General features: G+C 60.5%; 15 protein-coding genes and 7 pseudogenes. 13 read left to right on the forward strand and 9 right to left on the reverse strand.

Going from position 1 to position 22,062, the window contains the following annotated elements; translation table 11 throughout:
* Nucleotides 1-93: 93 nt before the first annotated feature.
* The 7 genes and pseudogenes from CIT31_RS35460 to CIT31_RS28170 form a co-directional block, all read left to right on the forward strand.
* Nucleotides 94-408: pseudogene (locus CIT31_RS35460) on the forward strand (omptin family outer membrane protease); the annotation flags it as partial.
* Between the two features lie 1,305 nt (nucleotides 409-1,713).
* Complete coding sequence (locus CIT31_RS28145) at nucleotides 1,714-2,052, forward strand: helix-turn-helix transcriptional regulator (RefSeq protein WP_029354813.1); 339 nt, start codon at nucleotides 1,714-1,716, stop codon at nucleotides 2,050-2,052.
* On the forward strand, nucleotides 2,042-3,358 hold the full coding sequence (locus CIT31_RS28150; RefSeq protein ID WP_095521246.1) for a type II toxin-antitoxin system HipA family toxin: 1,317 nt from the start codon (nucleotides 2,042-2,044) through the stop codon (nucleotides 3,356-3,358). Before CIT31_RS28145 ends, CIT31_RS28150 begins: the two co-directional genes overlap by 11 nt.
* Before the next feature lie 237 nt (nucleotides 3,359-3,595).
* Complete coding sequence (gene tnpA / locus CIT31_RS28155; protein ID WP_164891872.1) at nucleotides 3,596-3,991, forward strand: IS66-like element accessory protein TnpA; 396 nt, start codon at nucleotides 3,596-3,598, stop codon at nucleotides 3,989-3,991.
* Between the two features lie 80 nt (nucleotides 3,992-4,071).
* Nucleotides 4,072-4,331 (forward strand): annotated as a pseudogene (gene tnpB / locus CIT31_RS28160) (IS66 family insertion sequence element accessory protein TnpB).
* Nucleotides 4,332-4,376: 45 nt separating this feature from the next.
* Nucleotides 4,377-6,011: an IS66 family transposase gene (tnpC, locus tag CIT31_RS28165; RefSeq protein WP_095521248.1), complete on the forward strand. Its 1,635-nt coding sequence runs from the start codon at nucleotides 4,377-4,379 to the stop codon at nucleotides 6,009-6,011.
* Nucleotides 6,012-6,041: 30 nt separating this feature from the next.
* Entirely contained in the window at nucleotides 6,042-6,317 is a 276-nt protein-coding gene (locus tag CIT31_RS28170) for a hypothetical protein (RefSeq protein WP_095521249.1), read from the forward strand.
* Nucleotides 6,318-6,535: 218 nt separating this feature from the next.
* Here the strand turns inward: CIT31_RS28170 and CIT31_RS28175 are convergent, their stop codons facing one another.
* On the reverse strand, nucleotides 6,536-7,138 hold the full coding sequence (locus tag CIT31_RS28175; protein WP_164892053.1) for a site-specific integrase: 603 nt from the start codon (nucleotides 7,136-7,138) through the stop codon (nucleotides 6,536-6,538).
* Between the two features lie 194 nt (nucleotides 7,139-7,332).
* Here CIT31_RS28175 and istA point away from each other — a divergent pair.
* The 3 genes and pseudogenes from istA (at nucleotide 7,333) to CIT31_RS33930 (ending at nucleotide 9,958) form a co-directional block, all read left to right on the forward strand.
* Nucleotides 7,333-8,885: pseudogene (gene istA / locus CIT31_RS28180) on the forward strand (IS21 family transposase).
* A pseudogene (locus tag CIT31_RS28185) lies at nucleotides 8,818-9,132 on the forward strand (ATP-binding protein); the annotation flags it as partial. The pseudogenes istA and CIT31_RS28185, both read left to right, overlap by 68 nt.
* 193 nt (nucleotides 9,133-9,325) lie before the next feature.
* On the forward strand, nucleotides 9,326-9,958 hold the full coding sequence (locus tag CIT31_RS33930) for a hypothetical protein (RefSeq protein ID WP_133116217.1): 633 nt from the start codon (nucleotides 9,326-9,328) through the stop codon (nucleotides 9,956-9,958).
* On the opposite strand, the gene CIT31_RS28195 is transcribed toward CIT31_RS33930, so the two are convergent.
* The 3 genes and pseudogenes from CIT31_RS28195 to CIT31_RS36190 form a co-directional block, all read right to left on the reverse strand.
* Entirely contained in the window at nucleotides 9,921-10,640 is a 720-nt protein-coding gene (locus tag CIT31_RS28195) for a site-specific integrase (RefSeq protein WP_095521252.1), read from the reverse strand. The genes CIT31_RS33930 and CIT31_RS28195 overlap by 38 nt on opposite strands.
* Nucleotides 10,641-10,877: 237 nt before the next feature.
* A complete protein-coding gene (locus tag CIT31_RS33935; RefSeq protein ID WP_127323343.1) occupies nucleotides 10,878-11,099 on the reverse strand; it encodes a hypothetical protein in 222 nt (73 codons plus the stop codon).
* A 296-nt stretch (nucleotides 11,100-11,395) separates the two neighbouring features.
* Nucleotides 11,396-11,761, reverse strand: a pseudogene (locus CIT31_RS36190) (transposase); the annotation flags it as partial.
* Between the two features lie 611 nt (nucleotides 11,762-12,372).
* Here CIT31_RS36190 and CIT31_RS36195 point away from each other — a divergent pair.
* Both CIT31_RS36195 and CIT31_RS28210 read left to right on the forward strand, forming a co-directional pair.
* Nucleotides 12,373-12,543, forward strand: a pseudogene (locus tag CIT31_RS36195) (transcriptional regulator domain-containing protein); the annotation flags it as partial.
* 115 nt (nucleotides 12,544-12,658) lie between these two features.
* Nucleotides 12,659-13,174, forward strand: a complete 516-nt coding sequence (locus CIT31_RS28210; protein ID WP_236370644.1) for a DUF2285 domain-containing protein — start codon at nucleotides 12,659-12,661, stop codon at nucleotides 13,172-13,174.
* 796 nt (nucleotides 13,175-13,970) lie between these two features.
* On the opposite strand, the gene CIT31_RS28215 is transcribed toward CIT31_RS28210, so the two are convergent.
* The 3 genes and pseudogenes from CIT31_RS28215 to CIT31_RS28225 all read right to left on the reverse strand — a co-directional run.
* Complete coding sequence (locus CIT31_RS28215) at nucleotides 13,971-15,389, reverse strand: NAD-dependent succinate-semialdehyde dehydrogenase (RefSeq protein ID WP_236370750.1); 1,419 nt, start codon at nucleotides 15,387-15,389, stop codon at nucleotides 13,971-13,973.
* A gap of 464 nt (nucleotides 15,390-15,853) precedes the next feature.
* Nucleotides 15,854-17,119, reverse strand: coding sequence for a M16 family metallopeptidase (locus tag CIT31_RS28220; RefSeq protein ID WP_292518214.1), 1,266 nt, complete (start codon nucleotides 17,117-17,119; stop codon nucleotides 15,854-15,856).
* Nucleotides 17,120-18,433: pseudogene (locus CIT31_RS28225) on the reverse strand (M16 family metallopeptidase); the annotation flags it as partial.
* A gap of 1,682 nt (nucleotides 18,434-20,115) precedes the next feature.
* Here CIT31_RS28225 and CIT31_RS28230 point away from each other — a divergent pair.
* Nucleotides 20,116-20,328: a cold-shock protein gene (locus tag CIT31_RS28230; RefSeq protein ID WP_008874821.1), complete on the forward strand. Its 213-nt coding sequence runs from the start codon at nucleotides 20,116-20,118 to the stop codon at nucleotides 20,326-20,328.
* A 222-nt stretch (nucleotides 20,329-20,550) separates the two neighbouring features.
* Here CIT31_RS28230 and CIT31_RS28235 read toward each other — a convergent pair whose 3' ends face one another.
* Both CIT31_RS28235 and CIT31_RS28240 read right to left on the reverse strand, forming a co-directional pair.
* Nucleotides 20,551-21,021, reverse strand: coding sequence for a Ros/MucR family transcriptional regulator (locus CIT31_RS28235; protein ID WP_029354830.1), 471 nt, complete (start codon nucleotides 21,019-21,021; stop codon nucleotides 20,551-20,553).
* A gap of 466 nt (nucleotides 21,022-21,487) precedes the next feature.
* The gene (locus CIT31_RS28240) at nucleotides 21,488-22,021 is read right to left on the reverse strand and encodes a tetratricopeptide repeat protein (protein WP_101918715.1); all 534 of its coding nucleotides are present in this window, start codon (nucleotides 22,019-22,021) and stop codon (nucleotides 21,488-21,490) included.
* Between the last annotated feature and the right edge of the window lie 41 nt (nucleotides 22,022-22,062).

The following is a 22,062-nucleotide window of genomic DNA, read 5'->3' on the forward strand; positions in this document are numbered from 1 at the left end:
CCACGGTTATCAACCTTCATGGTGGCTTCAAATACACCAACATGATGCGGTTCGTACATATAGAGTGGGGACGGCTTCGGCTTTCGCGAGGATCGCGGCAAGTTCCCGGACGGCGAACCGGTCATCGATTACGAACAGCGCTATTTCGGCCTGTTCCTTGGCGCGAAAGCGACCACGACGCTCGGGAACTTGACGCTCTCGGGTCTGCTCCGCAGCGGCTTCACCGTTGATGCAAGCGCTGTTGACCATCACTGGCTGCGCGAGGAGGGGCGCGGCCTGCGATTTGAGGACGACTTCTTCACGGTGCCGTTCATCTCGGCCGGCGCCAAGATCGATTATCAGATGACCGACCGCGCCAGCGTCTTCCTGGCCGGCAATGTCGACAAATATTTTCGCAACAAAGGCTAGAAAACGGCCTACAGCATCGCGACCGGCGAACAAGGAACCCACAAGGATACCGCTGGCATGGACTTCTATGCCTTGACCCTGTCGGCCGGCTTCAAGCTGACGTTGCAAGCGCAGTCATTTCTGACGCTGAGCACGTAAGACCATGCGTGCATTAAGGACGCACAATGCCTCTGCGCGCAATCCATTCAATCGCGGATATCCAAGCGGCGCCGACGTCGGCCAGAATCTCAGGATTGTCCGGGCGGTCCGCCAGGCCTGGTATGGCCGGCGTGGAGGTGTTGTCCGCCGGTCATCCCGTCGATTTTAAGGTCCCGACGGCCGTCTGGCACCGGTGCGCGAGCCGCCAGAAAAGCGTGGCCTTCCGCGCGATCCCGAAGCCACAAACCGTGAGAACCCGTGCGACACCGCCGCATCACGTCGTGTCGTGCATCGATGCCAAGCGGCTCGGCGTTGAGCTCGCCGCACGCCAGAATAAACTTGGCGCTCCTCAAGATTGCAGAGTCAGGCTAGTGGGTTGCGTCCCGCGGCGTCGTCTCCCAGCGTCAACCGGATCGTCTCGGCAATCTCCTCATCGGGCGCGCCGGGACGCGGTTCATCGTAAAGGCTATCGAGCCGCTGTTCGGCAAAGCGCCGACGCAATGTGCCCACTGTGTTGGGCGTTGCACCAAGGCGTAAGGCAATTTCCTTGTTCTACATCCTCTCGCTGGCCAGCAGCACTATCCGCGCCCGTCGCGGCAGGCCTTGCGCCGTGCCTCGACGCCGGACCAGACCCTCCAGTTCACTCGGCTCTGCTGCGGAGCCAGCGCCTTGAGCAGCGGCCAACCTGGACTCGTCCCGTCCTCGAAAAGCAAATTGTTACGCAGATGCTTGTCCACCCTGACCCGAGCCATCCTCCTGCACGCTTTCGCCGTTGCGCGCGACGAAGACCGCAACGCTTCATCGCGCTTGGCGTAGCGGCACCAGGGACCGCCCATCGAATGACTCATGCGAGGCATCTCAAGGCTGTCCGCGGTCCAGCGCCAGATCTCCGCCTCGCCCGAGGCGCGCAGAGCTGGCCGGTTGTGCAGGAGCCGTAGGCAATATTCGCCGTCCTTGTTCGGATGGGTAACGCTTGCGTCTCCCGTCGCATTCTACCTCGCTTTCCGAACGTAGCCGTGATGCGAACTCTTGCTGCATATAAAGTCGAATCAGGGGGATTTGGATCATACGATACGGAGGCTTGACTTTGGCAGTCGCTCTGCGACGTTACCTATATAAAGGTCGAAATGAGGTGATATGGCTCATGGATAGGCCACGGAGACCCGAATGACGGCAACGCATAAACGCACCTATTCGCGCTACGCGATGGAAGCGCTTGGCCTTTTCGGTAAGACCATCCGGCTGGGCCGGATGCAGCACCGGTTAACCGCACAGGAGTTAGCCGAGAGAATCGGTGTTTCACGCAGCACCCTGCAGCGCATCGAGAAGGGCGATCCCAAAGTCGAAATCGGACTGATGTTCGAAGCTGCTGCCATTGTCGGTGTGAAGCTGTTCGATGCGGACGGCAAGGGCATCACAGCCCTCACAGGCCGCATGGACGATCGCATCGCGCTGCTGCCGAAGCACGTCTACAAGGCCGGCAAGCAGATCGTCGATGAGTTCTAAGGTCCCCAAGTACGACGAAGCCTATGTCTGGGTCTGGCTGCCGGGCGAGACCGCGCCGGTTGTCGCCGGGCGGCTATATGCCCATGACGGACTCGTCAGCTTCAACTATGGCAGGAGCTTTCGTGAACTGGGCAGCGCGATCCCGCTTTATCTCCCGGAACTGCCCCTGAAGGCAGGCGAATTGCCTTTGCTTCCTGGCCTAACCATGCCGGGATGCATCCGCGATGCTGCCCCCGATGCCTGGGGACGACGGGTTATCCTAAACCGCAAATTCGGTGTGAAGGGCGATGAAATCGCGCGGCTCGATATTTCAGAACTGACGTTCCTGCTGGAATCAGGCTCGGACCGCATCGGCGCGCTCGATTTTCAGTTTTCGCCCACGAATTACGAGCCGCGCGCACTGGCCAATGCCACTCTCGAAGAGCTTGTCCAATCGGCGGAGCGGGTAGAGAAAGGTATTCCGCTCACCCCCGAATTAGATCAGGCGCTGCATCACGGCAGCTCGATCGGCGGCGCAAGGCCAAAGGCGCTGATCGAGGACGACGCCATCAAGCATGTCGCGAAATTTTCCTCGTCTGCCGACCTTTACAGCGTCGTCAAAGGAGAATTCATAGCCATGCGGCTTGCCGCCTTGTGCGGCATCAGAGCGGCATCCGTCTCGCTTGTTCGCGCCGCAGGCAAGGACGTGTTGCTCGTCGAGCGATTCGACCGGATCAAGGTCACGGGCGGCTGGCAACGCAAATCCATGGTCTCAGCGCTGACGATGCTCGCGCTCGATGAGATGATGGCGCGTTACGCCAGCTACCAGGATTTGGCGGAGATCATTCGCCACCGATTCACCGCGCCGTCGGAAACTCTGCGCGAGTTGTTCAGCCGCATTGTCTTCAACATACTTTGCGGCAACACCGACGATCATGCCCGCAACCATGCGGCATTCTGGGACGGGGCTAAGCTCACCCTCACGCCTGCTTACGATATTTGTCCGCAGGCCCGCAGTGGCCAGGAGGCCAGCCAGGCCATGCTCATCAGCGGCAATAACCGCATGAGCCGGATCGCGTCCTGCCTTGAAGCCGCGCATCACTTCCTGCTCAGCGCGCCGGAAGCTCTTGCGATTGTTGAAGGCCAGCTCCGATGCATTGCGAAGAATTGGCCGCGTGTCAGCGAGGAAGCTACGCTATCCGGCACAGATCGCAATCTGTTCTGGGGCCGACAGTTCCTCAATCCCTACGCTTTTACGGCGCTGGAAGGGAGCGCCGACGTTCTCCGCGCTCTGGCTGACGAACTACGCAACAGTGTTCACGCCTGATCCGGCGCTGGATTTCGGACAAGCTCGGCAAGCGCAAGACGCCCACAATATGGACAATCCTTGCCGTGCCAGCACGAAGTCATGAACACACGGCTCTTCGACAGCGACAACGTGCACTGCGGAGAGATGTGGAGCTGACACCGCAAGAGCCCACAGACGGTATCCCCGCGGTCACGGCCGTCTTGCTGAGGTAGGCTGAAGGCTGCAAGTCCTAGTGCAAGCACTAGGAGTAGCCCTGTGACGAAGCATCAGATTGAAGTGATCACGTCGGTCGAGCGGCGCCGGCGCTGGTCTCGGGAGGATAAGGAGCGGCTGGTCGCGGCGACGTTTGAGCCTGGGGCTAGTGTTTCCGAGACCGCGCGATCGGCTGGCATTCATGTGAGCCAGCTTTTCCGGTGGCGCAAGGAACTCTGCCAGATCTCCGCGCCGTCCGTGCCGCAACTCGTTGCCGTGGAAGTCGTCGAGGCGCTGCCAGCGCCGCAATCGCCAGCGCAGCCACCGCCGATCTCCAGACCGCGCAAGAAGAGCAGCATGGTGTCGATCGAGCTTGGCGGCGCCCGCCGCCTGCGGGTCGAGAGTGATATCGATAGCGAGGCGCTCGGCCGGATCCTGGATGTGCTGGAGCGGCGATGATCTCGATCCCGAGCGGCGTTAAGGTGTGGCTCGCCACTGGCTATACCGATATGCGCAAGGGCTTCCCGGGCCTGTCGCTGATGGTGCAGGAGACATTGAGCGCGATCCGCACACCGGTTACCTGTTCTGTTTCCGCGGGCGGCAGGGTGACTTGATCAAGGTGATCTGGCATGACGGCCAGGGTGCCTGCCTGTTCACGAAGAAGCTCGAGCGTGGCCGGTTCATCTGGCCATCGGCCGATGGCACGGTGGTGATCACGCCCGCGCAGCTCGGCTATTTGCTAGAAGGCATCGACTGGCGGATGCCGCAAAAAACCTGGCGTCCGAGCTCGGCGGGATGAGCAAAACCGCTGGCTTGGCGGGAGCGAATATGATTCCATCGCGCCATGACCGATGTGGCCGATCAGCTTCCCGGTGACCTTGCCAGTGCGCACGCGATGATCCTCGCCGAGCGTGCGGCCCGCCGTGAGGCGCAAGCGCTCGCCGCTCGCGCGCAAGCCTTGAACTCGCACTCCGATGTGCTGATCGCGCGGCTCAGGCTGGAGATAGAGAAGCTGAAGCGCGAGATCCATGGCAGCCGCTCCGAACGCAAGGCCAGGCTTCTCCAACAGATGGAATTGCAACTTGAGGAGTTGGAAGCCGACGCCAGCCAGGACGAATTGGCGGCGGAACTGACAGCGCGGTCATCGACAGTCCGAGCTTTCGAGCGCAAGCGCCCGTCGCGCAAGCCCTTTCCCGACCATCTGCCACGTGAGCGCGTGGTCATCGCCGCACCCCGGAACTGCCCGTGCTGCGGCTCGGGCAGGCTGGCCAAGCTTGGCGAGGACATTACCGAGACGCTGGAGGTGATCCCGCGCCAGTGGAAGGTGATCCAGACCGTGCGCGAGAAGTTCACCTGCCGTGAATGCGAGAAGATCTCGCAGCCGCCGGCGTCCTTCCATGTGACGCCGCGCGGCTTTGCCGGACCGAACCTTTTGGCGATGGTCCTGTTCGAGAAGTTCGCCCAGCATCAACCGCTGAACCGGCAGAGCGAGCGCTATGCCCGCGAGGGCGTCGACCTCAGCCTGTCGACGCTTGCGGACCAGGTCGGCGCTTGTGCCGTGGCGCTGAAGCCGGTGCACGCGCTAATCGAGGCGCATGTGCTTGCCGCTGATCGTCTCCATGCCGACGACACGACCGTGCCGATCCTGGCGAAGGGCAAGACCGATACAGGCCGCATCTGGACCTATGTCAGGGATGACCGGCCGTTCGGCGGGCAATCGCCACCGGCGGCGCTCTACTATGCTTCGCGCGATCGGCGGCAGGAGCATCCCGAGCGTCATTTGAGGAACTTCACCGGCATTCTGCAGGCCGATGCCTATGGCAGTTACAATCCGCTGTTCAAGGTGGACCGCGATCCCAGTCCGCTGACCCAGGCGCTGTGCTGGGCGCATGCGCGCCGCAAGTTCTTCGTACTTGCCGACATCGCCGCCAATGCCAAGCGTGGCAAGAACGCCGCGCCGATCTCACCGATCGCGCTCGAGGCGGTCAAACGCATCGACGCCCTGTTTGGTATCGAGCGCGACATCAACGGACTCGTCTCCGACGAACGTCTGCAACGACGGCAGGAAAGCCGTCTTATCGCCACCGAACTTGAGGCCTGGATGCGGGCAGAGCGGGCAAGACTGTCGCGCAGCTCTCCGGTCGCCGAGCCAATCGACTATATGCTGAAGCGCTGGGAAGGATTCACGACCTTCCTCGGCGATGGCCGGATTTGCCTCACCAACAACGCGGCCGAACGCGCGCTGCGTGGTTTTGCTCTGGGCAGGAAAGCTTGGCTATTTGCAGGCTCCGATCGAGGTGCCGATCGGGCCGCCTTCATGGCGACGCTGATCAACACCGCCAAGCTCAACGGCATCGATCCGCAGGCATGGCTTGCCGACGTCCTCGCCTGCATCGCCGACACGCCGATCACGCAGATCGAGGACTTGCTCCCGTGGAATTGGAGCCTTCTTACGGCCGCAGCGGATAAGGCTGCCTGATCTGGGCCTACAAATAAACGAGGCCGTCAGATGAGATATCGCAACTCCGCTCTTTACACCCTCAAATATGTGGCCGAGATGCTCGAAGAAGACGAAGACTTTTTGCGCGATTGCTCGATCGAGATGTTCTCGGAAGACGGTTGCCTGAGCGCCTACGACGGCTATCCCGCATCCGAATTAAGCGAACCTATCGTTGTCTTCACCGAAGACGGCATCGACAACCTTCGGCATATCGTCGACGAGCGCAGGGCTGCGGGTCACGCACCGCCGAAACCTAGCGCAGAAAACCGTCGCCCGAAATCATAGTCACCGCGGCCCTGGCCGAATGGTTACCACAGACGCGCGACTTCCCACGATACAACTCCACATAACTGAGCGTCTACAAGCGCTGCAGCCAGCGTAACATCCCGCCATCATAGCGATGATTGTCTGATCTTTTGCCGATGACATCACGTCGGGGAAAGACTTGTTCGAGCGCTTGCCGCTTCATATCGATACCGGCCCGGGCGTAGCGCACGTTACGTTCAGCCCCGAGTGGCTAGCCATTGACTGATGGTGGCTATGTCAACACCCGCCTTGACAAGGTGGATGGCCGTCGTGTGCCGCAAAGAGCGGTGATGGATGCTTTTTTCCGCCAGGGTGGTTCCTTCCCCCGCAGCCATATCAACATGTTTGCGCAGCAAGTATCGAACACCGAACCGGGTCAGCGGTGTGCCGCGGTCGTTGAGAAAGCCCCTTTGCTCGGCGGGACAGGGCGATACCAGACGAAGGTCACAAATTCGAAGATTCAGGATTTCCTGAACTCGTGCATCCGTATTGAACATCAGCGAGAACAGTGCGTAATCCCGCTCCAGAAGGCGTGCGGCGGTCGATACGCGCCAGGACGCTCTTGATTTCGGGCTCTTCGAGATATTCGACAAGTGCCACCCGCGCGCCCTCTTGAAGGGAAGTGTCACCACCAGTTGCAGCGTATCCATATATTCGGGGTGCTCCGAGATCAGGAACCGCGCAAGGTATGCATCGCCGCCAGCCTTGCATTGCGGGTCGCAACTGCCACGCTCGACCTCAAGTGACGTGAGAAAGCTGCCGATCCTGTCGGTATTGATGTCGGAGACCGCTTCTTTCAAGAATATCTTCCCGCTCTCCGCGGCATGAGCCCGTGGCATGCTTCGGCCCAATGCTGTGGATTGACGTCAGGTAGTGCATTGATTTTTCGTGGAATGAGGACTCTGTTTAAGGGGTTCTTTTCGTCCAAACGGGACCCCTTAACGATGGGGTCATCAAGATGCCTCCGGCTTGATCGGAGGCATTTGTGTTTTGGATGTTGGTTTTGGAGACGATTGCAAAGATACGTCGGCTGTCGCTGGTCCAGGGGAAGTCGAGCAAGGCGAGCTGAAGATCTCGCGCAAGGTGGTGCGCAAGGTCCTGCGTTCTGAGGAGACGGAGTTCCGCTACGAGCGCAAGCACCAGCCCTATCCCCGCATGGGAGCCTGGCGTGAGACGCTGGACCGGCTGCTGTCGGCGAATGCGGCCAAGCCGCAGCGGGAGCGGCTGACGCTGATCCGTATTTTCGAGGAGCTTCGCGGCCTCGGCTATGACGGCAGCTACAGTTCGGGGTGGCGGCATGCTCAGAGCTGGGCGGCGGATCGCGGCAGCGCCGTGGCCGAGGCCTACATTCCGCTGAGTTTTGCACCTGGCGAGGCCTACCAGTTCGACTGGAGTCACCGAGATCGTCCTGCTCGACGGCGTGACGGTGACAGTGAAGGTCGCGCACATGCGGCTCTGCCACAGCCGCATGTTCTTCGTGAGGGCCTATCCGCGCGAGACGCAGGAGATGGTGTTCGACGCGCATGACCGGGCGTTCGCCTTCTTCCGTGGCGCCTGCACGCGCGGCATCTACGACAACATGAAGACGGCGGTGGACGCGATCTTCATCGGCAGGGATCGCCGCTACAACCGCCGCTTTGCGCAGATGTGCGGGCATTACCTTGTCGAGCCGGAGGCCTGCACACCGGCGGCCGGCTGGGAGAAGGGGCAAGTCGAGAACCAGGTCGGGCTGGTGCGCGAGCGCTTCTTCACACCGAGGCTGCGCTTCAAGACGTTGGAGGATCTCAACGGCTGGCTGGCCGACAAATGCGTTGCCTAATGCCAAGGCGCGTCGGCATCCCGAACAGGGTGAGCGCACGATCTGGGACGTACTCGAAGAAGAACGCGCCAGCTTCATTCCCTATGCCGGTCGCTTCGACGGCTACCATTGCATTCCCGCGTCGGTGTCGAAGACCTGCACGGTGCGCTTCGACAACAACAAATACTCGGTGCTGTCGAGTGCCGTCGGTCGGCCGGTCGAGATCCATGCTTATGCCGACCGCATCGTCATCCGCCAGGATGGCGCGGTCGTCGGCGAGCACGCACGCTCTTTCGGCCGCAACGAGGTCGTCTACGATCCCTGGCACTACGTGCCGGTGATGGCCCGCAAACCGAACGGCCTGCGCAACGGCGCGCCTTTCCGGGAATGGGTTCTGCCATCAGCCATGGAGAAGGTGCGCCGCAAGCTAGGGGCGGCCGATGACGGCGACCGGCAGATGGTGTCGATCCTCACCTGCGTTCTGACCGACGGATTGAGCGCGGTCGAGAGCGCCTGCCAGGAAGCGCTCGAGCATGGCGTCTGTTCGGCGGCGGTGATCCTCAACATCCTGGCCCGCAGCCGCGATCCGGCGCCGGGCACGATCCTTTCCATTCCCCAGGCGCTGACCCTAGCTCACGAGCGGTCGCCGACTGCGCCCGCTTCTCAGGAGGACAAACAGCCATGGAACGCACCGAGGTACTGGAACTGATGGGGGCGCTGAAGCTCTACGGAATGCGCAGCGCCTATGACGAGATCATGGGCGTCGCCATCAAGCGACGGCACGAGCCGCCCAGGATTGTCGGTGATCTCTTGCAAGCCGAGATATCGGAGAGCAGGCCCGCTCCATCAAATACCAGTTCGCCGTCGCCAAGTTGCCGCTGGCCAAGGACATCGACGACTTCGACTTCGCCGACACGCCGGTCACCGAACCCCTGATGCGCGATCTCGCCCGGCGGCGCCTTCGTCGCCGATCAGCGCAACATCGTCCTGGTCGGCCGCCTTCACGGGTCACCCAACTCGCGCGGAAGGTCGACCGCATTGCGACGGGCGCGTGTCGACTTCCCAACAATGTCAGACAGGAGACACAACGCTATCGGAGCGATCGCATTGTCCGAAACGATTTTCCCAGTTGGCACGACGATTGCGGTCCTAGTGCGCAAAAGCAAACTAGACCTGAGAGCCGCACCGCATGAATGTAGCCTCCCAATATCTCCCGTTTGTGGCGCACCACGAAGCCGGGCACGCGGTGGCCGCCATCGTTTTGATGCGTCAGGTGTTCGACGACGACCGTAAACTCCCTGCTTTCTCAAGTGTTAGTATTTACCCCGACCCCGGTGACGGAGATTACCGTGGTGTTGTCGAAGGCGCGGGTTTTTATTCAGCGCAAGGATTCACCTCGAAGCGAAAGCCGATTTTCGAGGACGATATGGATCGATATTTGGAACGCGATTGTGCGATCCGGGAGATAGTTACGTGTCTGGCAGGTCCTTTTGCAGAATCCGCATTCGAAGGCTATCTGGACCCGTTCGATATGGCGATGAATGCGTCCGACGAGAATGAGGGGAGCAGCGACTACGCGGATGCCAAGCGAATCTATGGTGAGTTGCGGTTCCTGATGCCGCGCCGCCCCGATTGGGGGCGGATCGAAGATCGCACGGCCCGGCTAGTACTCGATCACAGGTCGGCCATCGAAGCATTGGCCGCGCATTTGCTGGTCAAGCATGATCTCCAATTCGATGAGGCTCTGATGATTGTTGCGCCGCATCTTCCGCCCATGCCAGCAGCTACGCCGCCAGAGCGTCCATTTCCGAAGCCTGCTTGATCAGCCATTCGATGTGATTTGACCACATCTGCAACACCTCGCGCTTCTCCTTGACGTAGGTATAGAGATTGTAGATTTCGCCTATGTCTGTCAGGGACGCTGCCTTGTGATTCAGTATGTGCTCGATGACGTGTGGCAATACCTGCCGCCTGCCGAAATTTGTCGCGAGCGTCCTGCGCAGATCGTGAAGGGTCCAGTTCTCCAAAGCCACCCCGTCAGTATTGACCTTGCCGTCTAGAGCCTTCTTGCCCTTCGCGTAGCCTGAGAAGTGGCTTCTTTCGTTGCCCCTCGCAGGGAAAACAAACGTGTCATTGGTCTTCGGTACCGACTGGGGGACCGACACCGCCAGTGTGGACAGCGGAATAAGCGTAGGCTCTTCGTTCTTCGTGCGGTCACCCGATAGTTCCCATGTTCCGGCTTCAAGGTTGAGTTCAGACCAACGCATCGCGGCAACTTCCGTACGCCTCTGTCCGGTCAGCATGAGCAGCTTGACGATGGAGCCGAACGAATAGCCGATATCGCCCGGTTCGGGCTCACAGCCCGTCCATATAGCCGCCAGTTCGGCATCGTTCACCACTCGCTTGCGCTTGACGATCAGGGCCGGATTTTCCAATCCCTCGCGGGGAAACCGCGACGAGCCGTTGCGGCGGTTTGCGACACCGGATAGCCGCCAGTTCGGCATCGTTCATCACTCGCTTGCGCTTGACGATCGGGGCCGGATTTTCCAATTCCTCGCGGGGAAACCGCGATGAGCCGTTGCGGCGGTTTGCGACACCAGTTGAAAATGCCCGCATATACCAGAAGGCCGTGTTAGCCGCTTGCGGGTGACCCCGGCGACGATCTTCTTGGTGATGTTAGCAATGTCGGTGTCGATCACATGGGATAGAGCGACTCCCGAGGGCAGGCACAAGATACCGGTTCAGGCTGGCCTCGACCAGTTCCCAGAAATCCCATTCTGCCTTGCCGGTCTTTGCAAAGCCCGCTCCCTTGCATTCGCGCCGATCGGCCGACCCCGTTCGAGGAAGGGCGTGATCTGGTCGGCGGCATGCAGAATCCGGGTGGCGCGGCTGGTCCGGTCGGACGCGGTCTGATCGAGGAAGCCAGCCGGAATGCCGGCGGCTCGTGCGGGAAGGGCGTTCATGAGAAGGTCCTGTCGGGCAAGCTGTTTGGGGGCACGATCACCATAGTTGATCAGGCTCCCGAGTGGGGCATTCTCGTAAATGTCGCTTGCGGACGTATGTTTGCTCTTTGTCCAGAAACAGAAAAGGCCCGATGGGACGGCCGGGCCCAGGGCGGTGTTTTGAGGGTCGTTACTCGGCGGCCTGGAGGTGATCGCCGTCGCCGTCCTCGGTATCGTCAGCGCTGATCTGCGCCTGATTGGCAAGGAAGGCTGGCAGTTCCGATGGAGCTATGCTGGAATTTGGGTGACGAGGCTGATCAAGCGGCGCTCTGCGGCTTCGTTTCGATGACCTCGATTCCGTCCAGGAACCTGGCACCTGCGATGAGTTTCGGCAACTGATTTTGTCCTTTCAATCGTCGCCACGTCCTGGCCGCGGCCATGACCAGCTTGAAGACCATCAGCTGGGCGGTTGTCGAGGATAGCGAGCCCTTGGTACGCACCGTGCGGTGGCGAACGGTCGCAAAGACGCTTTCGATGGGATTGGACCTTCGCAGATGATCCCAGTGTTCGGCGGGGAAATCGTAGAATGCCAGCGACGCATTCTGATCCTTCGTCAGGCAGTCGACCGCCTTAGCATACGCCTCGGCTTCCATCTCGATCGCCTGCGCAAGCAATTTGCGCGCGCCGCTGCGAAGTACATCCGTCAGGGTATCACCGATTTCGTCGGGCTGACGAAGGCGAACAATGTTGATAGTCTCGTTCATGGCGTATCGCTCTCCTTGAGAGGTTCTGGCAGGCTTCATCACCCGCCTCGATACGCCGCTCTCCTCAAACCGTCATCACCCAGTTTCCGCCATAGCTCCCCCCTGATTGGTCCGCTTCACCTGTGCAACTGCACAGGCTGCCATAGCGGGCAGATTGGCCTCCAATGGCGAAAACTTGCCGCAGGAGACCCTCCGATGACCGTGCCTATGGCGCCGCCGCTACGACAACTTGCCGACAAGCAGCGTGCGATCCACTGCCGCGCTACTGCGCCTTCAAGGGACGTCTGGATCGCGACGCAGGAGCCGATGACCGTTAAGGAATCAATTCCCTTGGCGTGCTCAGGTCGCGCTGGCCGTCGCTGTGCCCGTTCGACGGTCTGGTGGCAATTTGGGCACATCTTGTGTCGTCGCCAGTGCCAATGCCGCACGCTTCAACAAAAAGGTGCCTTCGACGTCTGCTGCCTTCGCCGGTGCTTTGCGAAGTGGCATAATGTTTCGACGCACGCAGGCGCGGGCAGGGGGTGTCAGTCATGAATCTCCTGACTGGCGCGGATCAGGCCGATTGGCGGGATGAAAGATCATACGACTACACCGCTGGCCTGACGCTGCGGGAGTGGGCTTGGGAGTTCTTACGCCGCAACCCGGCGTTCCAGCGCGATCTGACCGCTGCGCGCCAGCATTGCAAGACTTGGTCTCTCCGACCCTTTCTCGATATGGTCGCGTCGGCCGGCGACCTGTCACGCTGGGGTGTTCTGTTTCGCGGAGTCTTGTGGCCGCGCTTCGGTCGTATTCTGGTGTCCGCTCTGGTGCGTCCATGTGCTGCCGCTCATTGCGGAACGGTTGCCTGCCTCGTCGCCGACACCGCCGTTCGAACTCTCGGCATTGCCCTGTCGTGCAACCGTCCTGCAGGCGCCCGACAAGAGCCAGCATGTTCTTCTTCGCAATGCGGACCACGCGCTGCAGCTCGCCGTCTCGGGCGCGAATATCCTCCACCCTGTTTGCCTGCATACGCAAGCCATCTGGCCCGCGGTGCTTTTAAAGCATCGACTGAGGGGACTGGAGTGCCTCAATGCTCTCAGTCTAGGGCAACATTTGCCCCCCCGCTTGTTTGCGCCGGAAAAGCGCGGCGTCCGTTTGTCCTTCGTTCTTCGTGCGCTCGACGGTTCGCTCGCCGGAGCACCACATCGCGAGCTCGCCGAAGTTCTCATCGGTCAACGGCGCGTCCATGCCGACTGGGCGGATCCTCGCGATCATCTGCGCGACCGCATCCGTCGGGCCGTCTCGCGTGGCCGCGCGCTCATGAATGGTGGCTACAGAGATTTCCTAATTTGAAATGCGACAGTCCGCGCTGTGCGTCAGTGGATGAACGTTCGCTCGCAGCTGACCCGTCACCAACAGTTCGCCCGCCGACAGATCTGCATGGCGCCTTGCGGGTACGCTCTGGTCAGGCGTCGGCCGACGCCACAATGACATCGGTGAAGTTGCCAAGGCGGTGGTTCATTAGGGCCGGCCTCGACCTGAACCCACATCAGTGGTCGGAAAGCGGCGTGCACCGCAATGTCGCCATAGCAGCCAAGATCCTTTGAGTCCGGACCTGCAGTCCTGTTGGACCGGCGGGTGCAACAATATGGAGGGATTTGAGACCTCACACTGTCCCCTGGACCGACAGCTCGGTCAGACATCGCACTCACCGCTTGATTATGGAAATGGTGTGCCTGTAGTACAGCGGGTAGCGCTTGCTGCGCACTGTCCTAAGAATAGCAATCATGACCCGTCTGGGGATCTGCAACACGACGATCCAACCGCTTGGGCATTGTCGCATATCCCACAATGTAGAGTGCGCAACAGGGCAAAAGCTGATCCATCGGCGGTTTATCAATGCTTTTTGGCTTGGCACGGCACATGCAACGCAATCGGCAAAAGGCGCACGAACTGAGTGGCCCCATCGGCCCTAGGAGCGCTGACTTATGCCCTCCCAAGGCATGTCCGGCCCGGCAGCGAGCTCAGTCTCCTGCCGGGCATCCGTGTTTCAGGTCAACGGCGTTTGGAACTTCAAATTAGGTGGCGGCATTGACCGCAGGCCGCCCCCGGTGGGCGGCCGGTGGGCGGAGAGACAGTGCAGCAGGTTTCAAATCCCGCCCATGCAGAGATATTTCATTTCCAGATAGTCCTCGAGGCCATGGCGGGAACCCTCCCGCCCGATGCCGGATTGCTTCATGCCGCCAAACGGTGCCGCCTCCGAGGACATGCGTCCCGTGTTTATGCCAACCATGCCATATTCCAGAGCCTCTGCCACACGCCAGACCCGCTTCATGTTGGAGGCATAGAAGTATGCGGCGAGGCCGTAAATCGTGTCATTGGCCTCGCGCACGACCTGATCCGCATCGTTGAAGCGAATGATCGGCGCCAGCGGCCCGAATGTCTCCTCTTGCGCGACTGCCATGACGCTGGAAATCTCGGTGAGGACCGTGGGTTTGAAAAACGTGCCATTCTTGCCGATACGTTGGCCCCCGCATCGTATTGTGCCGCCTTTCGCAATGGCATCTGCGATGTGAGACTCTATCTTGGCCAGAGCATGCCTGTCGATGAGCGGTCCGATGTCCACTCCGGCATCGAATCCGTCGCCAACCGACAAGTGCCGGACTTTCTCCACGAATTTCTTGACGAACTCATCGTGAACGCTCGATTGGACGTAAATACGGTTCGCCGAAACGCAGGTCTGGCCGGCATTGCGAAACTTCGCCTGGATCGCACCGTCAACAGCAGCGTCGATGTCGGCATCATCGAAGATGATGAAAGGTGCGTTGCCGCCGAGCTCAAGGCTAACCTTCTTGATCTGGTCAGAGCACTGACGCATCAGCAGCCGCCCGACCTCGGTCGAACCGGTGAAGCTGATCTTGCGGATCTTGGAATTGGTGCAGAGTTCACGGCCGACGCGATCACCTTCGGACGCATAGATCAGGTTGACCACGCCATCGGGAAAGCCGGCCTGATGGGCAAGGGCGAACATTGCGCCAGCCACGAGCGGCGTCTGTTCAGCGGGCTTGAGCACGATCGTGCAGCCCGCAGCCAAGGCCGGCGAGATTTTGCGCGCCACCATGGAGGCCGGGAAATTCCATGGCGTGATCGTGCCAACAACGCCGATGGGCTGCTTGATCACTAGCATTCGGCGGTCTGTCGAGGGTGCCGAGATCGTCTCGCCATAGACGCGATTGGCCTCCTCGGCATACCATTGCAGATACGCCGCCGCATGCGATACCTCTGACATGGCTTCGGCAAGCGGCTTGCCCATTTCCGCAGTCAGAATCGCGGCGAGATCGCCTGCATGGTCGATGATCAGCTGATGCCATCGCCAAAGAACGTCGCTACGCTCTCGGGCAGTCAACGCGGCCCATCCCGACTGCGCAACATAGGCCTTGTCTACCGCAGCACGTGTCTCCTCCACGCCCATATCGGGAAGCTCTGCCAAAACTTCGCCGGTCGACGGATTGACGACCTCGAACGTCTTATTGCCAACCGGTCTGCCGAGTGCCGGCAGGCGGTCCATGGCTCCAAACAGGTGCGGGGATTTCAGACGGCGGATCATCGGCAGGCACAGGGGCAATACCGGATTCCTCCTCAACGCAGCGAACATCCAGGTCGACAGGCCGTCGGTGTGTATTCTGCACCAGCGGGTTCGTCCTAGGGCCTCGGCAAAGCAGCTGGTAGACCAAACATACGACAACAGTTCCGTTAGTTTGAGTGCCCGCGGTTCATCAGTTGATGGATTGAGCAGCCGGATGTTTGCTTCATCCACCCGCTGCCTGCTGGTGGCGTGCGAGTGTATTCTGCAAAAGGCGGCATACATGCTGAGGAGCGCCGTTTCGGCGAGAGGCCCGCCTGGACCGCCAATGCCGCGCAAGGCCCGCGAAACGACTCCGCGGGTCTGCATGATCTGCTTGGCCCACCGGCCTCCATATTCGCTCTTCCCACGAGAAGCCCCAAGGAAGAAGGAAGGCGAGATGAGTTTCTTTACTCATCCTTGCCGCCCAGCGGCGGGCCGACCACCAAAATGGCGGGCTCGGCCGAAAGCAGCTTCTTGGCCGCCGCCTTGACCTGTTTGAGCGTCACCCGACCGATGCTGCGGGCGCGACGCTGGTTGTAGTCGACGTCGGCCTTGTGAATCTGCAAATCCAGGAGCCGGTCTGCAATCGAGCTGGTCGAGCCCAGACGGTCAATGGCATAGGTGCCGATCAGGTGCTTCTTCGCCGCCTTGAGCTCGGCCCCGGTCGGTCCTTGCTGCGCCATCTGCTTTGCCACATCTCGCACGATGCTCAGCGTTTGGGCGGCGCAGTCCGAGCGTGTCTCTGTCGTAACCAGAAGCTTGTCAAGGGTCAGTTCAGAGCTGACGTGATAGGCAAGGCCGCGTTTTTCGCGCACCTCCTCGAAAAGGCGGGAAGTCATGCCCGAGCCGCCGAGGATGTCATTCATCAGCACGGTGGCGAAGTGATCCGGCGCGCTACGCTTCACGCCAGGCCAGGCCAATCGCAGCGAAGTCTGCGGCAGGTCGCAGTTCTCCTCCACCAGTTGGCCGAGCTTCGGTACGACATCGGCGACGGGGGCGAGGGTTTGTTGCTCAGGCAAGTCACCAAACAGCTGGTCGAGCCTTTCCCTCAGCGTGTTTGCATCAATGTCACCGACCACGGCAATATGGAGCCCGTCGCGAGCGAAAATCGCCTTGTGGAAGGCGAGGAGGTCGGACGGCGTGATGCCGGCCAGGCTCTCTTTTGTGCCTTCTCCCGGCCTCGAAAAAGGATGCGTGCCATAGATCGCGCGCAGCCATTTGCGCTGAGCGATTGCGTCAGGGTCGCGCTCGCTGCCGACGATGTCGGAGACAATCTCGGCGCGGACGCGATCGATCGGCCCCTGGTCGAAGCGCGGCGCGTTGAGTGCGAGCCGAAGCAGGCCGAACGCGGCGTCCTGCTGTTTGGGAAGCATGCACACCGATCCGCAGATGTAGTGTCTTTGCGCCTCCAAACCCATCTCGGCGCCGGCATCGTCGAGCTTCATCTGGAAGGCATCGCTGTCGTAATTACCGGCGCCTTCGATGAACAGGCCGGCCATCAGATTGGCCATCCCCTCCTTCCCGACCGGGTCCTGCCTGATGCCGCCGTTGAAGGCAAAGCCGATGTTGACGATTTCCACTGTGTGGTCCTCCACCAGCCAGGCGATCATGCCCTTTTCGGACTTCACCTCCTGGATGTTCATCGCAGCATGGGGCTGAGCGCCGAGCGTCATCTCTTCATTCTCCGTCTTGGGCAAGAGATAGCCCGTGGTCGAACGGTCGAACGCGAGATAGCGGGCGGCAACTGCTTTGATTTGCGCGGCGGTAACCCTGCGGATGCGAGACGGCCGTTCCTCGACATCTTTCACGGTGCCGCCGGTGGCCAGCGTCGAGCCGTATATGCAGGCGAGGTCGTCCTGGTCGTCTTCGGCAAAGATCATATCGCGCACAAAGCGCTCCTTGGCCTTGCCCAGTTCCTCGCTGCTGACACCATCCTTGGCAATGCGAGCGACTTCGGCAGCGGCCGCCGCTTCGAGATCGGCCAGCTTGGCATCGCCGCGCGGCGCGCCATAGATGGCGAACCTGGTGTCGTCGAGCATGGTGCCCTGGAAATAGGCGCAGGCGCTGGAAGCGATACCTTGCTGGACAGCGAGCGCCTGGTAGAGCCGGCTGCGGTTACCGCCGCCGAGGATTTCGGACAGCAGGTCGAGCGCTTCGGCCTCGCCCGGCTTGGCGGTATGGTAAGACGGCACCACCCACTGCGTCGAAAAACTGGGCACGCTGACGCGGGCGTCGGAGAGCGTGACGGTGCGCCTGGTGTTCTGCTCGGGCTCAACCGGCCGGATGCGCGGCGGCAGGTCGGGCCCGCGCGCCACCTTGCCATAGGTCTTCTCGGCCAGCACCTTCACCGTCTCCGGCTCGACATCGCCGGCCACGATCAGCACGGAGTTGTTGGGCCAGTAGTATTTTTCATAGAAGGCGGTGGCGTCGACGCGGTTCAGCTGCTCGATCTCCTGCATCCAGCCGATGATCGGGATGCGATAGGGCTGGTTCTGCCACAGCGTCGCGTCGATCTCCTCATGGAGCACGTCCTGCGGGTTGGTGTCGGTGCTTGAGCGGCGCTCCTCGATGACCACGTCGCGCTCGGTCTTGACGACATCGTCGGTGAGGATGAGGTTTCGCATTCGGTCGGCCTCGAAGCTCATCATCAGCTCGAGCGCCGACGGCGCCACTGTCTGATAGAAGGCGGTGTAGTCGGAGGAGGTGAAGGCATTTTGCGAGCCGCCGATCTCGAACACTGCGCGGTCGAATTCGCCGGCCGCATGGTTGGTCGTCGCCTTGAACATCAGATGCTCGAAAAAATGGGCAATGCCGGATTTGCCCGGCGGCTCGTCGGCGCTGCCGATCTTGTACCACACCATGTGGCTGACGATCGGCGCCCGGTGGTTGGGAATGACGACCACCTCCATGCCGTTGTCGAGCACGAAATCCGTCGCCTTGCCGTCCTCCCATGCGACGGGGACCGGAGCCGTCCTCGCGCCGCCCAACTCGGTCGCAACGGACGTCCTGCGAAGCCCGTGAGTGCGGGGCTTGCTTCTGATAGGGAGAGTGGGATTATGGGCTGGGTTCCTGGCAAAGTGATTTGTTCCTCATTTTGAAGGCTCTATGTCTCCCGACGCCTATTGGGAGAAAGTGGATCGGCACGCGACGCCGAGCCAGATGAGCCGTCAGCGTGTTGCCGGGCCTGACGCGGGCCTCATCTTTGGATGCGTCCGGGGAACGTTCGGCAGTATTTTGGTGGGGCCATGGGAAGTCTGCTCGTTATCCATTGGGTGTTTGCGGATACCTGAGCATGCGCCGTGCCAAGTAAGAAAGCCCCGATTTGCAAGGTTTGATCCAACCTTGATACTTGCGATATCCGACATTGTCGGGCATCCGACAGAAAGCGCCTTTCGCCGGCGCGCCGGCTACGGCGCTCGCCTCCTCCGGCGTGACGACGATCCTTTGGCGGGCGCCGCGCACACCGATCTGCCCGCCTATCAGCACTGCGACATCGAAGGACAACGCGATCGTGAATGATGGGTCTTACGCAAACATGCAGCAGTGCCACCGCCATCAGGACTTCATCCGCCCCTCAAAGCCCCGAGCGCGAGGGGACGACGTGTAAGGCAACATGTCATCCTCGACAATGATGCCGCGCATAAAGAGGTAAGGTCCCTCGTCGTACCGGCGAGCCCCTTCGCTGGGTTCGCCGAGGGTCTGGTTTGCGAACGTCGACCGACAGCATCACGCATGGGCGGCCGGATCGATAGACAAGCATTGACCGTGCCACCAGCGCATTGAGGGCAGCGCAGAGTCCAATTGGCCTGTGCCAGCCGGTATGTTGGAGCTTCAAGTGTGGCCAGCCAAGCGGGCTGAGGCCATGGAACTCCTGATATCCTGGACAGTCCAGATTGCAACGCACGACGCCTTTGGTCATCGCCCGAACGTTCATTGACGCTCAGCGAAGCTTGCGTCATCCGGACGATCTGGGAAAAGCTTGGCGGGGCCGGCGCCTTCCCAGGCGCACGGGACGCGCGACGACCCATGTGGACCTTGGATTTCACTCCGCACCTACGCTGCTTTGGCCTTGTCAGCAGCCTGGGCGGCATAGCTGAGTCCCGCCCTTGCTCAATCTGCCAAACCATCTCGCTCACAAGCGATCGGGTGGTTTGTGCCGTCTGAACGCGCATTGTCAACTTGCCGACAGTCTGGGGTTCCGAACCCGACAGTTGATTCAAACCGACAATGGCCCGCCTCAGAAGCAGGCAACCGCGCTTCGTAGCAGGCCGAAGCTAATCGAGGTTCGCGGGTCTCGGTTTGAGTGTGCAGTGTCGCTGCGCGCCTGATCTTTCGGTCTGATGACAAAAACATCGTCATTTTGGCCGACGATATCGGTCAGGAGCGGGTATTGCGGTCGAGCAGCGACCCAAGCACGTCCACAAGATGTGCCGAGTTTGCAGGGTTGGGTCATTGTTTCTGTCGACGTTTGAGCGACAGCGCACGACGAAACGTCTGGCATACGCCTCGTCTGGCACGCGCCTCGCATGTGTGGCAGGTGCTGCTGGAGATCAGGCGGTCGAGTGGGCCTTGCAATTTTCCGATTTTGCTGCGCCTAAAGTCTCGTGTACAAATCAGGCTGGCGTGAATGGCCTGCCTAAGTTGCGACTTGTTACAAAGGAATGGATATATGGCGACTGGAACGGTGAAGTGGTTCAACAGCACCAAGGGTTTTGGTTTTATTCAGCCCGACAACGGCGGTCAGGATGTCTTTGTCCACATTTCCGCTGTTGAACGAGCGGGCCTGTCGACCCTTAATGAGGGCCAGAAGATAAACTACGAGGTCGAACAGGATCGCCGCACCGGCAAGTCCTCTGCAGGCAGCCTCAGCAAGGCTGGCTAACGCGTGCGGCAAGGATGCGGCATACTCCGAACGCATTGACCGGCTCGAAACCCGGCCGGAGCATGCAACCAGGTAATGCCGCGGCAGCGATTGCTGGAGCCGTCGCGAATTCCTCTGGAATGAGGCTCTTGGACGGGAAAGGCGGGGCTCGTCCCCGCCTTTTGATTCCGCGCAGATTGGGCCTACGGCTGCCGCGCGTCCCGAACGACTGTTGATACGGATTTAGGCTGCGACCTTTTTGCGGGTCCGTTTCGCCGGCGCCGGCACCGGGGCTTCCGGCTCTTTCGGTTTGCGGCCGAGTCCGATGGTCTTGGCCAAGGCGGAGCGCGTAGCGGCGTAATTCGGCGCCACCATCGGATAATCCGACGGCAGACCCCATTTGGCGCGATATTCGTCCGGGGTCAGACCATAGTGCGTCGACAGATGGCGCTTTAGCGATTTGAATTTCTTGCCGTCTTCAAGGCTAATGATGTAGTCCGGTTCGATCGACTTTTTGATCGGGACAGCAGGTTTTTTCACAGGCACAGGCTCTTCTGCCGGTATTAGTCCGGCCGTGCCTTTTAGAGCCCCGTGCACTTGGGCGATCAGGGCAGGAAGCTCCCCCGCCGGGACGGGGTTGTTGGAGACGTAGGCTGATACAACATCGGCAGTGAGCTCGATGAGGATGTCGGTGTTGTGGGCTTCTTCTGTCATAAACTTCTCCGGGCAGCTTGAAACACAGTCGGGCGAAGTGTCGCTACATAGTGGCGGTTGACGCTGAAAGCAAATGGATCGACGGGTGCGCTGCTCCCCACCATTGAAGTCTCGGGGAAGTATCCCGTCATCGTCCATCGGCCTAGAGGCAGCGTATTGCATTATGGGAGCGGTCGCGCCTGCCCCAAGTTAGAGGCAGGCATTCGCGCGTGAATTAATCAAATCCATCCTGAGCGTATCTCGCGTGGCAACCACGAAGGCGCTCTGGCAACGAAGCGAGGCGGATGGCCTTGCGGGTGGCCGAGAGATGTCATCCGGCTCTCCTGCCGACCTCTGCCGGCCAGATCTGGAGCAACAGCTTTGCGCAGATATGGCTCTCTTCAGAGGCCATCTATGATGGGAGCCGAGCGCGTCTCGAGCCGGGGAATAGGCTGCACATGCGCTGTGCCCACCTATTGCGATCGTGCTAACCTTGGCTGTTCGGACTTGCCGTTAAGGCAAGCGACAGATTGAAGTTATGCTGCACCATCTGATTCCCTGGCTCGGTTTCGAGAGCTCGCCGATACAGGGCCTGTGCCGCGTCATGCCGCCCCTCAATGTCCAAGATCACGCCCTTCGCATTCAATGCACGTACGTTTGCTGGGGCTGCAACCAAGACGCTGTCGAGCACCTCAACCGCTTCGTGCGGGCGCTTCTGGGCCACCAAGGCTTTTGTAAGCCGTATCGCCGCATCAACATTGTCCGGGTGCTGCTTCACCTCATCCCGCAAAGCCCGCTCTTGAACATCCTGACCAACTTCGCGCAAAATGCGTTCGCGCATAGCCGGATCGATTTGATCGGCGCTGAGCAACTCTGGGGAAGATGTCTCCTGCACGGAAAGAGCGGGCTTTTGCCAGCTGGCGCAACCGCCCAAAGGCAGAATGGCGAGTACGGCAAAAAGAAGTGAGCTCCGGCGCAGAAACATAGGCGATGGAGAAACTGTATTTCTAACAAATTTCATATTATCTCTCGGTTATCAGGGAGGCGGGTCGCGTTCAGTTA

The organism is Mesorhizobium wenxiniae, from assembly GCF_002284535.1.
Taxonomy (GTDB): domain Bacteria; phylum Pseudomonadota; class Alphaproteobacteria; order Rhizobiales; family Rhizobiaceae; genus Mesorhizobium; species Mesorhizobium wenxiniae.